General features: G+C 72.6%; 9 protein-coding genes and 1 pseudogene. 3 read left to right on the forward strand and 7 right to left on the reverse strand.

Annotated features, from left to right (window positions below; genetic code table 11):
• Window positions 1-338: 338 nt before the first annotated feature.
• Window positions 339-1,253 carry a nitroreductase/quinone reductase family protein gene (locus NOD94_RS37190; RefSeq protein WP_281210657.1) on the reverse strand — a complete coding sequence of 305 codons (915 nt, stop codon included), beginning with the start codon at window positions 1,251-1,253 and terminating at the stop codon, window positions 339-341.
• Between the two features lie 509 nt (window positions 1,254-1,762).
• On the opposite strand from NOD94_RS37190, the gene NOD94_RS37195 reads away from it, so the two are divergent.
• Complete coding sequence (locus NOD94_RS37195; protein ID WP_281210658.1) at window positions 1,763-2,602, forward strand: AraC family transcriptional regulator; 840 nt, start codon at window positions 1,763-1,765, stop codon at window positions 2,600-2,602.
• A gap of 31 nt (window positions 2,603-2,633) precedes the next feature.
• Here NOD94_RS37195 and NOD94_RS37200 read toward each other — a convergent pair whose 3' ends face one another.
• The 3 genes from NOD94_RS37200 to NOD94_RS37210 all read right to left on the reverse strand — a co-directional run bounded on the left by NOD94_RS37200 (window position 2,634) and on the right by NOD94_RS37210 (window position 7,366).
• Window positions 2,634-3,263 (reverse strand): class I SAM-dependent methyltransferase, encoded by a 630-nt coding sequence (locus tag NOD94_RS37200; RefSeq protein ID WP_281210659.1) that lies wholly within the window; start codon window positions 3,261-3,263, stop codon window positions 2,634-2,636.
• 74 nt (window positions 3,264-3,337) lie between these two features.
• The gene (locus NOD94_RS37205; protein ID WP_281210660.1) at window positions 3,338-6,793 is read right to left on the reverse strand and encodes an endo-alpha-N-acetylgalactosaminidase family protein; all 3,456 of its coding nucleotides are present in this window, start codon (window positions 6,791-6,793) and stop codon (window positions 3,338-3,340) included.
• A gap of 201 nt (window positions 6,794-6,994) precedes the next feature.
• Window positions 6,995-7,366 carry a YbjQ family protein gene (locus NOD94_RS37210; protein WP_281210661.1) on the reverse strand — a complete coding sequence of 124 codons (372 nt, stop codon included), beginning with the start codon at window positions 7,364-7,366 and terminating at the stop codon, window positions 6,995-6,997.
• 133 nt (window positions 7,367-7,499) lie between these two features.
• Here NOD94_RS37210 and NOD94_RS37215 point away from each other — a divergent pair, with 133 nt between their 5' ends.
• Together NOD94_RS37215 and NOD94_RS37220 are read left to right on the forward strand one after the other, a co-directional pair.
• Window positions 7,500-8,546 (forward strand): S66 peptidase family protein, encoded by a 1,047-nt coding sequence (locus tag NOD94_RS37215; RefSeq protein ID WP_281210662.1) that lies wholly within the window; start codon window positions 7,500-7,502, stop codon window positions 8,544-8,546.
• A 170-nt stretch (window positions 8,547-8,716) separates the two neighbouring features.
• Window positions 8,717-9,538 (forward strand): SAM-dependent methyltransferase, encoded by an 822-nt coding sequence (locus tag NOD94_RS37220; RefSeq protein WP_281210663.1) that lies wholly within the window; start codon window positions 8,717-8,719, stop codon window positions 9,536-9,538.
• 89 nt (window positions 9,539-9,627) lie between these two features.
• Here NOD94_RS37220 and NOD94_RS37225 read toward each other — a convergent pair.
• From NOD94_RS37225 to NOD94_RS37235, 3 genes and pseudogenes are all read right to left on the reverse strand, one after another.
• A pseudogene (locus tag NOD94_RS37225) lies at window positions 9,628-10,488 on the reverse strand (helix-turn-helix transcriptional regulator); the annotation flags it as partial.
• 89 nt (window positions 10,489-10,577) lie between these two features.
• The gene (locus NOD94_RS37230) at window positions 10,578-10,811 is read right to left on the reverse strand and encodes a DUF397 domain-containing protein (protein WP_281210664.1); all 234 of its coding nucleotides are present in this window, start codon (window positions 10,809-10,811) and stop codon (window positions 10,578-10,580) included.
• A gap of 156 nt (window positions 10,812-10,967) precedes the next feature.
• Window positions 10,968-12,173: branched-chain amino acid ABC transporter substrate-binding protein (locus NOD94_RS37235; protein ID WP_281210665.1), on the reverse strand; the 1,206-nt coding region annotated here is incomplete at its 5' end.

Here is a 12,173-nt window from a genome sequence, read left to right on the forward strand (position 1 = left end):
CCTGCGCGGCGACGGCCGGCCCGCCGAGGACGACGGCCGCACCCGCGGCGACGGCGACGGCGACGGCCGCCCGGCGGGCGGAGAGGGAGGCGCGCTTGATGTTCTTCACAGTGGTTCTCCACGGTCGGGTCGAGGGCGTTCAACTTCGCCCTTCACCCCCGCACGACGCGCGAAGGTCCGATCGGTTGCCGCCGTTTCCGAAAAACTTTTCCGGGACCGTCCCCGGGCGCTGTCCGCGGTCTGTCCACGCGTCCCGCTCCACCCCTTGCGCCCCTGCTCCCTCCTTCCCGCTCCGCTCCCCCGGTTCCGTGGTCGCCGACCCCGGCGGGCGTCGTCGCTCAGTCGCGGCCCGGCGGCAGCGGCGGCCAGGGGATCTCGGCCAGCAGCGGGACGAGTTCCGCCTCCTCGTGGTCGAGGTGTGCGGTCAGTTCGGCCGTCATCCGCGCCAACTCGGTACGGAACCGCTCCGGTTCGGCGATGTGGACGCCGTCCAGCAGGGCCACGAGCCCGCCCTGGATCCGGGCGAGCTCCTCGTGTTCCTCCCGCAGTCGGGCGAACGTGCCGGCCAGGTGCGGGTGGTGGGGGGCCACGCCGGGGAACAGGTGGTCGTCCTCGCTGGTGTGGTGGAACGCGAGGGCCTGGCAGAACGCGAGGCAGCGCTGACGGATCTGCAGGCCGAGTCCCGGCGGCGGCGGCTCGCCCGGGCCGGTGTGCGAGGCGCGGGCGGCGAAGTGGGCGTCGGTCTCGACGCTCACGTGGTGCAGTTGGGCCCGCAGCCAGGTGTGGACCTCCATGACCTTGGCCGCGAGGTCGCGGACCTCCCCGGGGGCCTGCCACCCGTCGGGATCGGCCGGTCCGAGGACCACGACCGGCAGGATCCGGTCGGTCAGGTCCTGGTAGTCGCCGTATCCGGGCTCGGAGTCGAGCACGTGGGCGAAGAGTTCGTCGCGGCGGGCGCCCTCGGCCGGCACGGCAAGGGCCTCGAAGGTGTCCGCGCCGAGCTCCACCCGCACCTGGGGGTGGGCGAGGAGGTTGTGGTACCAGTCGGGGTGGTGGGGGGCGCCGAGGTTGGACGCGACGAGGAGGAGTCCCTCGGCATGGCGGACGAAGCCGAGCGGTGTGGTCCGCTCGGCGCCCGACCTGGCGCCGGTGGTGGTCAGCAGGAGGAGTTCCGACCCCTCGAACGGGCCGCCCACCTTCCCCTGGTGGGCTCGGAACTCCTCGATGACGGACTGGTTGAAGGACGTGGGCACGGTTGTTTCCCTCTCGGGGCAGGAGTGGGCACGCCGCCGGGCCCGCGGTACGGACCGGGGCGGGGCGTGCGGAAGGACGGCCCGGGCGGACGCCGAACGAACCGGCTGACGCCGCACGGCACCGGCGGACGCCGAACGACGCGGCGGGCCGCGGGGCATGCCGGGTGGTGGAGGTGAGGTGCTGCGGAGCCGCTGCGCGTGGCCGGTACGCGGCCACGAACGCGTCAGCTGCGGGGCGCGGAGTTCTGACTCAAGGCGCGTCCTCGGATGTGAAGGGTGTTCGCCCGATCACCGGCCGGCCCACTGCTCTGTGGCCGGAGTCACGCGACACCGGGTCCCATTAGACGCAACCCATCAGGCCCCTGTCAACGCCAATGATCTTGTCGGTGTCCCCTCGGGGCGGTGCCGACCGGGGCGTGCCCGTGCGCCGCCGCCACGGCCGTGGCCCGGAGGTGGGACGGGGGACGCGGCCCCTTGAGCGCCACGGGCCCGTGGATCACAATCCGCAGATGTCGACGTCCCCGTACATCAGTTGGATGCGGTACTTCTCCCCGACCGCGGGGCATCGGCGGCTCGGCCTGGTCTGTCTGGGCGTGGGTGTGCAGGAGGGGGCGCTCCCGGTGGTGGGCCCCCGGGCCCTCGACCACCACGTGGCCGTCGTCGTCACCCGGGGCCGGGGTTGGTTCGCCCACGCCGGGCGGCCGCCCCAGCCGGTCACCGCACCGGCCCTGCTGTGGCTGGTACCGGGGGTCGAGCATCACTACGGGCCGGGAGCGGGCGGCTGGGACGAGTGCTTCGTGGACTTCGCGGGCCCCGCCGTGGAGGCGTACACGGACCTCGGCTACGTGACCCCCGACCGCCCGCTGGTGGCGCTGAGCGGGACGGACGGGGTCCGGCACGTCGTCGACGGGATCGTCCGCGCCGCCCGGCGCGGCGGGCCGCTGCTGGAGGTGGAGGCGGCGGCCGCCGTGCACGCGCTGCTCGTGGCGCTGCGCTATGCCCGCGCCGAGGTCTCGCGGCACGGTGACGCGGTGATGGAGGCGCTGGCCCGGGACGCGCTGCTGCCGATCCCCGTCGCGGAGCACGCCGCGCGGCTGGGGATCACGCTGCCGGAGCTGCGCGGCGCCGTCCGCCGCACCACCGGCGAGGGGGTCAAGGAGTACCTCCTCGGCATCCGGCTGAGCCGTGCGAAGGAACTGCTGGCCCGCACCGACCTGCCGGTGGCCGGGGTAGCGCGGCGGGTGGGCTACGAGGACCCCGCGTACTTCAGCCGGCTGTTCAGCCGCCGCGTCGGGATGGCGCCGGTCCGCTTCCGCGCCCAGCAGTCGGTCCGCCCGCCGCTCCCCTGACGAACGTGTCGATGGGACCGGGCGGGACTCCTCAGGCCGGGCGGCGCGCGAAGCAGAAGAGGTGTTCCTCGGGGCCCGCGAGCGGGTCGGTCGGGGTGAAGAAGGCCGTGTGGTGGCGCACCACGTCCAGTCCCGCCTCCGCGAGCAGCGAGAGGTGGTGCTCCGTGGACAGGCTGCTGACGGTGACCGGGTGGCCCATCCACTCGATGTCCAGGCCCCTGATGTCACCGGGCACCGTGGCCAGCACGAGGTGGCCGCCCGGCACGACCCAGGACGCCATGCGGCGCAGTGCGGCCGCGATGTCCGGCTGGTCCATGACCAGCAGCGGGAAGAAGGAGCAGACGGCGTGGTACCCGCCCGGCTCCGGCGTGTAAGTGCGTACGTCGGCCTGTTCGAAGCGGGCCCCGGGGACCCGGGCCCGGGCCGCTTCGACCATGGCCGTCGAGACGTCGATGCCGGTCACGGCGTGGCCGGCCCGGGCGAGCACCTCGGCGGTGGGCCGGCCGGTGCCGCTGCCGACGTCGAGGACCCGGGCGCCGGCGGGGAGCCGGTCCGCGAGCCAGTCGAGGGCTTCGAGCTGGCCGGGGACCTGCCCGAACAGGTCCTCGTACCGCTCCCCCAGTGCGTCGAACACCTCTGCCGCTGACTTGCGTCGGGTCATGGCGCCTCCTTGTCTCGGGAGGCCACCGTACTGGGCGGTCGGCGCCGGCCGGGGGGCCTTGCGAAGTCCCGACTTCAGGGCCGGTAGCCGACGTTGAGTTCGGCGAGGGACGTCCAGGGGTTGCCGCCCACCTCCCTCGTGGCCTTGAGCCGGACGTAGCGGGCGGCCCTCGGGGCGAAGGTCACGTCCTGTTGGTCGGCGCTGTCGGCGAACGTGCCGGACGCGGCGGGCGTTCCCCAGTTCACCCCGTCGGTCGAGGTGAACACCTGGTGGTCGGCGATGCGTCCGTTGCTCTGCGTCTGCCGGGGCAGGCAGTGCAGGGCGGAGACGTCGTACGTGGCCCCCAGGTCGAGGGTGATCTCGTGCGGCATCGGCGCGGTGGCGGCGTACCACCGGGTGTGCCAGATGGTGGAGGGGTTCCCGTCGAGGACGTTCGCTGCGGCGCCGTTCTCACCGGCCGTCTCCTGGCTGTCGACGGCACTGACCCGCATCCGGTCCTGGGGTACGAGGAGTTCCCCGCCGCCGGCCGGGCCGAGGTCGTCGACGGTCAGGTCGTCGAGGACGAGGTCGGCCTCGTCGTGGGAGCCCTCCGGGCTGGTCTTGCGGACGCCGATCCAGGCGTCGGCCCCGGCCGTGAAGGTCCTGGTGAAGGTGGTGGGGGTGCGGGCCTCGCCGAGTGCGGTGGCGCTCTCGGTCGTGCCCGAGCCGGTGACGAAGCGGTAGTCGCCGGCGAAGCCGTTCTCGTAGGCGAAGGCGACCCGGTAGGAGCGTCCTTGGGTCAGCCGGAGGGTCTGTGGCAGTGTGCGGTACACGAGGCCGGGGCGTTCCTCGTGCGATTTGAGGGAGTTCCGGCCGCCGATCACGTCGTCGACGAGTTTTCCGTTCCATCCCGCCTGCGTGTAGGGCGCGTTGCGCTGGGCGATGTGCGTACGGGGGTCCGTGGCCGATCCGCCGGCGCCGCCGAGGACGAAGGGGCCCCAGCCGGCGTCGACGTTCTCGAAGTCCTCGGCGAACCAGTGGCCGCCCAGTGGGGTGCGGGCGGAGCGGACCACGCGTACGTCGTCCAGGTACACCGTGCCGGATCCGGCGGCGGCGGACAGGGTGAGGGTGGCCGTGGACCGGCCGGCCGGGACGTCGAAGAGGACCTTCATCCGCTGCATCCTCGTGCCGTTCTTCTCGCTGCCGCCCAGGGTGTTCACGAGCGGTGAGGAGTCCGCGTACACGGAGGCGGCCGGTCCGCCGCCGGCGGGGGTGACGGTGAGGGTGGCGGCCCGGCCGGTGGGGGTGGAGACCCAGACGGAGGCGGCGTGGGTGCCGGGGGTCAGACCCGTGAGTTGTTGGGAGACGGCTCCGGTGGTCCCGGCCGCGAAGGTGAGTTCCTGCTGGCCCAGGGCGTTGCGGGTGACGGCGGCGCCGGTTCCGGTGACGGTCCAGGCGGACAGGTCGCCCGCGTGGAAGGAGGGGTCGTGGAGGGGGGTGCCCTCGCCCCAGTTCGGGGCGGGCCGGTCGGGCGTCGCGCCGTCGGTGACCACGTAGGCGGTGCGGGCGGCGGCGTCGAGGGTGATCCGGCCGCCGGTGACGGGGAGGTCGCCGACGAGTTGCCGTCCGGTGTCGGTCAACCGGTGGAGCTTCGGCGCGGTCCAGCCGGCCGGGAGGGTCCAGGTGGTGGCGCCGCCCGCGTCGTTCCAGTGGTAGAGCTTGCCGTCGCGCGGGAGGAGGAAAGCGGAGCCGCTGAGGACGGTGCGGCCGTCGGTGGTGATCCTGCGGGTGCCGCCCGTGGTGGTCACGGTGGTTCCGTTGGCCAGGGTGATCGTGTCGGGGGTCCACTTCACGATCGGGGACTCCTGGAGGTACTTGGTCGGCAGGTTCACCCCGAAGGTGGTGCGGAGGAAGGCCGGGTAGTCCTTCTTGCCCTGCCATCCCTCGTACGCGGTCACCTCGGCGCCGCCGAGCAGGGGGTGGCGGGCGATCCAGTTGTCCTTGGTGTGGTTGGCGAGGAAGCGGGCGATGGTGGAGTTGATGCCCTTCAGGTCGCTGCCGCCGTAGGTGACGTCGGTCGCCCAGTGGTGCCAGAGGGACTGTTCGGTGAGCGTGTGGGGGAACTCGGTGGCGAGTTGCAGGCCGAGACCGGTGATCTCCCGTTGGAGTCGCCGCGACACGTAGCCGTCGCCGTACCAGACGTCGACGTAGAGGAAGTCGAGTCCGGGCGCGGCCGCCTTGAGGTCCTGGAGTCGCCCCAGCCGTTGGCCGGACTGGCCGTCCTTGCGGGTGTCCACGCGGTACGACTGGTCGAGCCAGTCCCAGCCGAGGCCGCCGCTGTGGCGGGCGGGGTCGAAGGTCGCCGAGACCGGGTACTCCTCGGTGGCGTTGACGTGCACGCCGAAGTCGGCGTTGTAGGCCTGCCCGGCGGTGGTGAGCGTGTTGAGGTCGGCGGCGCCGCCGAGCTTGGCACCGACGTCCTTGTAGTCCATGTGCGCCGAGTCGTGGCCCTCGGAGGCGTAGCCCTTCAGCAGGACGAACTGACCGAGGTGGTCGGTGGCGAGGGCGACCCGCTTGGTCTCGTCGAGGGTCTGCGCGAAGGGATGGGTCGCCTGGGAGGCGAAGTTGAAGGGGATGCGCTGGACGACGCGGCGCGGGGTGTCCTGCCATCCCGTGGGCGGGGTCCACATGTCGCGGTGGGCGATGGCCGCGTCCTGCCAGTCGACGAAGGAGTCCGCGTTGCGGTCGGCGGTGATCGCGATCCGGGCGTACGGGAGGGGCTCGGTGTCGCCGTCGGCGGCGCCCTGGGCCCGGTGGAGCCAGTCGCCGGACCACAGGCCGGCGCGGCGGTAGGTGCCCTTGTCGGTGATCTGCTTGGCGATCCGGCCGTTCTCGCGGGCGGTGCCGCCCGACGGTTGGTCGTGGAGGGAGTTGGAGTCGATCGCGGCGGCGAGCCGGCCGGTGTTGAGCATGCCGTACATGACGGTGCCTGGGGTGGGGTCGACGGCGGTGCCGGCCGTGATCGGCGTGAAGGTGTCACCGGTTCCGGTGGTGGCGGTGTGCATGGTCGCCGTGGACAGCGCGGCGCCCGGCTGGTCGCTGCGGACGCTGACGAGGGTGTGGTCCGGGATCGAGAGGCTGCGCACCCGCAGGGTCGGGGTGTCCTCGATGGCGGTGACCTTGAACTCGACGACCGAACCCAGGACGGACAGACGGGATCTGACGGTGACTCCGGAGAAGTTCAGCACGTAGTCGACCGCGGACGCGGAGGGCACGGAGGTGACGGTGGGCGTGTGGACGGTCCCGTTGACGAGGATCGCGCCCAGCGGGTCCTCGTTGCCGTGGAGCGCGTCACCGGTGGCGCGCCGGGTGTAGCCGATGACGCGGGGGAAGGCGCTGTCCACGGTGACGGACAGGTCGGGCGAGGTGATCGTCAGCGGGGCGGCCGCGGGCCGCGGCGCGGGTGGGGCGGCCGCCACGGGCGCGGAGACGAGCAGGGTGGCGATGAGGCCGGAGACCGCTGCCGCGGTCGGCCAGAGGGGGGTGCGCATCGGGCCTCCGGGGGTCGGCGCTTCCTGGCGCGGAAGACCGCACGACTGCCGGAGCCGTGCGGTCCGCTCACTGACCTGTCAGCTTGCGGACCGCACGGCACGAGGCCCATGGACAAAGCGTGCCGCCGTCCTGGACTTACGGGACGGCGGGGGCTCACGGGGCGGGGCGGGCGGGCTCCCGGCCGGGAGCCGGGCCCCCGGTCAGGAGCCGGGCACCAGCACGACGGCCGTGCCGTAGGCGCACACCTCGGTACCGACGTCGGCGGCTTCCGTGACGTCGAAGCGCATCATCAGCACCGCGTTGGCGCCGCGCGCCTTGGCCTGGTCGATGAGCCGGTCCATGGCCTGGTTGCGGGTTTCGACGAGGGTCTTGGTCAGGCCCTTGAGTTCGCCGCCGATCATGGACTTCAGGCCCGCGCCGATCTGGCTGCCCAGGTGCCGGGAGCGCACGGTGAGCCCGAAGACCTCTCCGATGACCTGCTCGACCCGGTATCCGGGGACGTCGTTGGTCGTGACCACCAGTACGCCGGTCTGCTGGGCGCCGGGCCCGCCGCCATAGTCTTCGATACCCATGGGCCCACTGTGGCGCCACCCCCGCCGCCGCGCATCCGCAACCCGCACCCGGACGCACGCCCGTTCGATTCTGCGATCTTCGGGCGGCTCACCACCCCGGGGTCCTGCCCGCGACCTCGTCTACCATCGCCCGATGACAGTGATCGAGCCCGTCCACCCCGCCAAGCCCCGCCCCGGCGACCTGGTCGCGGTGCTGTCCCCCTCGTCCGGGCTGCCCGCACTGTTCCCGCTGCCGTACGAGCTGGGGCTGCGCAGGCTCCGGGAGGACTTCGGGCTGCGGACCGTCGAGTACCCGACGACCCGGCGCATGGGCGCGACACCCGCGGAACGGGCCGCCGACCTCCATGCGGCCTTCACGGACCCCGAGGTCAAGGCCGTGATCGCCAGCATCGGCGGCGACGACCAGATCACGGTCCTGCCGCACCTGGACCGCGAACTCCTGCGCGCCCACCCCAAGCCGTTCTTCGGCTACAGCGACAACACCAACCTGCTGCTGTTCCTACGGGACCTCGGCATGGTCACCTACCACGGCGGCTCGGTGATGGTCGAGTTGGGCCGGCCCGGGAAGCTGCACCCGGCGACGGCGGACTCGCTGCGCGCGGCGCTGTTCACCTCCGGCCCGTACGAGCTGACCGCGGCGTCCGCGTCCCGGGACGTCGACAGCCCCTGGGACGATCCGCGCACCTTCGACTCCGAACCGGAGACGGAGCCGGTCGACGGCTGGACCTGGCACGGCGGCGACCGGGTGGTCGAGGGGCCCGGCTGGGGAGGCAACCTGGAGATCCTCTCCCAGCTCCTGATGGCCGGCCGGGTCGGGCCCTCGGATTCCCACGCGGGCCGGGTCCTGTTCCTGGAGACCTCGGAGGACATGCCGCGCGCCGAGGAGGTGTACCGCGTCCTGCGGAGCATGGGCGAACGCGGTCTCCTGCGGCAGTTCCCCGCCCTGTTGATGGGGCGGGCCAAGAGCTGGTCGTTCGAGAACCCCCTCGACCCGTCGGGGCGGGCCGGCTTCCGGCAGCGGCAGCGGGAGGCCGTCCTGCGGGCCCTGCGGGAGTACGCCCCGGACACGACGGCCGTGTTCGACGTCGACCTCGGCCACACCGACCCGCAACTCGTGGTCCCCGTCGGCGGCAACATCCGGGTGGACGGGCCGGCGCGGCGGATCGTCGTCACCTACTGAGCCGGCGCGTCGCCCGGCGGGCCGGCACCGCCGCCCACGGGCCGGCCGGAACCGTCGGCGAGCCGCGGGACCGGCCGGAAGCGGGTACGGGCCATTGGCAGGGGGTCCGCCCACTCCCTACCATGGGCCGGTTCCACGGCACAGGCCCGGCAGGGCCACGAGGAGGGCACATGGACTTAGGGCAGAACCCCCAGCCACCCGTGATCGACATGCACACCCCGAGCGTGGCGCGCATGTACGACTGGCTCCTGGGCGGCGTGGAGAACTACGACAGCGACCGCACTGCCTGCGCCAAGCTGCTGGAGATCGCGCCCAGCACCCAACTCCTGGCCCGGAACAACCGGGCGTTCCTCACCCGGGTCGTGCGGACCCTCGTCGAGGACTACGGCATCCGGCAGTTCCTCGACCACGGATCCGGCCTCCCCACCCAGGACAACGTCCACGAGGTGGCGCAGCGCGTCGATCCCGGCTGCAAGGTCGCGTACGTCGACAACGATCCGATGGTCCTCGCCCACGCGCAGACGACGCTCCACGACAACGCGGGCACCCTGGTCATCTCGCGGGACATGCGCGACACCGCCTCGATCCGGCGGGCGACGGACACCTTCCTGGACTGGGAGGCGCCGATGGCCGCCCTGTTCGTGTCGGTCCTGCACTGCATTCCGGACACCGGCGACGAGATGGATCCCGCCGCGGTCGTGCGCCGGACCGCGGCCATGCTGCCGCCGGGCAGCTTCATGGTGATCTGCCAGCTCGTCAGCGACGATCCGGTCGTGCGCGAGGACGTCACGCGGCTCATGGACGTGAGCACGCACGGCCATTGGGGCCGGGTGCGCGAAACCCACGAGGTCGAGCGGTACTTCGACGGTCTGGACATCCTCGAACCACGTCTCGTCGACGTGGTGGACTGGCGCCCCGACAGCGCTCCGCCCCCGGCCGAACTCCGGCCCAAGGACTGGGTCGAGTGGGGCGGCGTGGGTCGCCTGCGCTGACCCCGGTTCAGCGGAAGGCCCAGCGCCTCGACGATCAGTTCCCGACTGCGGTCCCTGGAGGCCGCCGCGACCCGCAGGTTGCTCAGCGCGTTGCGGTGGTCGTCAAGGGCCCGCGGCCGGGTCACGTAGTTCGCGCCGTTGATGTGCTCGACGTACGCGAGCTCGCCGGGCCCGCCGTCGCGGAACTTGAGGTGCGTGATCGGGTACGGCGGCGCGGCGACGTACCCCGACGTCATGTCGAGGATGCGGATGTTGACCTTGGCGGTGTCACCGGCGCTCAGCAGGTACGACAGCTGCTCGCGCATCACCTCGGCGCTGCCGCAGCGTCGTTTGAGGACGCCCTGGTCGAGCAGTACGGTCAGCCGCGGCACCTCGCCCTCCATGAGCCGCAGGCGGCGCTGCGTGCGCAGCTGTACGACGCGGACGATCTCCTCGTGCGGGGCGCTGGGCATGACGGCCCTGACCATGTGCGCGGCGTAGTCGGGTGTTTGGAGGATGCCGGGGACCACGAGGTTCTCGTAGAGGCAGATCTCCTCGGCGTCGCCTTCCAGTTGGATGAGGCGCCTGAGGTATCCGGGGGTCACATCGCTGTACTGCTCGTACCACTCGCAGTCCTGGGCGAACTCCAGGAGCCGTTCGAGGGTGCGCGTTTCCTCGGCGTCGAGTCCGTAGTGCCGGGCCAGGTCCAGGACGTCCTTGGGCTTGGGAGGGCTCTCGCCCCGCTCCAGGCGGCTGATCTTCGAGACGGATCCGCGGATGACGGGGGCCACGTCCCGCAGGGTGAGACCGCGGTCCTCACGGAATCCCCGAAGTGCCTGGCCCAGGACGCGGCCGGCCGCCGCCCGGCCCGGTTCTCTCCCCAGCGGTAATACCGGAGCGACCTGATCGGGCAGCGGCTCGGGGAGAGCGGGCATGTGAACTCCTATGCGACTGGGGCAGGTCCCAGTCATCAGAATGGAGTCCCTCCACCCGACCGTCCAAGCTTTGGCCTACGATTTAGCCCGGAATTCAGCCTGCGAAACAGCCCTCGGTCCGGCCGTCACCCCGTCAGGTGATCGAATTCGGACCGCTTGACACCGTCGACGAACGCCTCGATCTCGGCCGCCGTGAACACCAGCGCGGGCCCGTCGGGGAAACGCGAGTTCCGGATCGCCACACCACCACCGTCGAGTGCGGCGACTTCCACACAGTTGCCGTTGCCCACGCTGGCACTGCTCTTCACCCACGTCACGTCGGGAATCTCGCTCGCCACGACCCCATTGCGTAACCGCATGTTCGGTCCCCTTCTCCTCGGACGTGCATGATCACGCAATCCCATATGGGATTGCACGACAAGCACTTACGAGAATGCTAGCCACGCACGGGACGAACGGGAGTCCCCCGAAAGGGTGCTCGCATATCGGCCACAACCGGCCGGTTCTCCACTCCGTCACGCGGGCCAGACCGTCGGCCGGTCACCGAGCAGCCGGAACCGGCCCGAGGACACCGTGTAGAAGTGGAGACCGCCGTCGCCGGTGAAGGTGCCGTTCGCCGCTTCGAAGGCGTACTTCTTCGACACCCCCTCGTACGTCGTCGTGCGCACCGTCGCGAGCAGGTCCCCGCGTTCCACCCTGCCGCGGCCCAGGCCCTGCGCGCAGCGGGCCAGCAGGTGCACGGCGTCGTAGGCCTCGGCCGCGTGCAGCGGCGCCGGGCCGCCGTGCCGGGCCCGGTAGGCGGTGTCGAAGGCGCGGGCCGAGGGGGCCGCGGCCGGATCCACCGCGGTGGAGACGACCAGCCAGCCCTCCGCGCTCCCGGCCGCCTCCGCGAGGAACAGCGGGTCGTGCACCGCCCGGGTGCCGATCACCCGACCCCGGTACCCGGCTCCGGCCAGGGCGCGGGCGAAGCGGCCCGCGCCGACGGGGCCGCCGCCGTACAGCACCGCGCCGGCCCCGGCGGCGTCCCGGGCGACCGCCGTGTGGTCGGCGTCCGCCGCCACCGTCGCCGGGGTCACGGGGCGTTTGCCCGCGCGCAGGGCCTCGCTGAGGGCGCGGGTGGTCTGCCAGCCGTACGGGGTGCCGTCGTCCACGATCATCGTGGTGCCCCGGTCGCGCCCGGTCAGGTACTCCACGACGGGCCTCATCTGGTAGGCGTCGTTGGGGCGCAGGCAGGTGAATACGCGATTGACGCGCGTGGTGTCCCCGTCGGAGGCGCTGAGGAGGGGCAGGCCCGCCCGGTCGTAGCGGCTGAGCGCGGCGGCGACGGCCGGACCTCCGGTGGCCGCGAGCACGGCGACCACCGTGGGGTCGGCGGCGAAACGCTCGGCCGCCTCGGCGGCGGGGCCGGCCGCGCCCTGGTCGTCGGCCTCGGACAGCCGGTAGGCGAAGGGCAGTTCGGTACGGGCGGTGAGTTCCTCCACCGCCAGTCGGGCGCCGTCGCGCTGGGCCTCGCCGACTGCCCGTCCGGGGCCGGTCAGGTCGGCCTGGAGGCCGATGGCGAGGGTGGGCCGTTCGGGGCGGGGGTCGGGGTCCCGGGGCGGATCGGGTCGCAGAGCGAGCCAGCCGGCCGTGCCGCCGCCGGCCGTCAGGGTCAGGGCCGCCGCGGCGAGGACGGCGCGGCGGCGCGGGGAGGGGCCCGTCGGGGCGGGAGATCGGAAGAG

The sequence above is a fragment of the Streptomyces sp. Isolate_45 genome (genome assembly GCF_024721315.2).
In the GTDB taxonomy this organism is placed as follows: domain Bacteria; phylum Actinomycetota; class Actinomycetes; order Streptomycetales; family Streptomycetaceae; genus Streptomyces.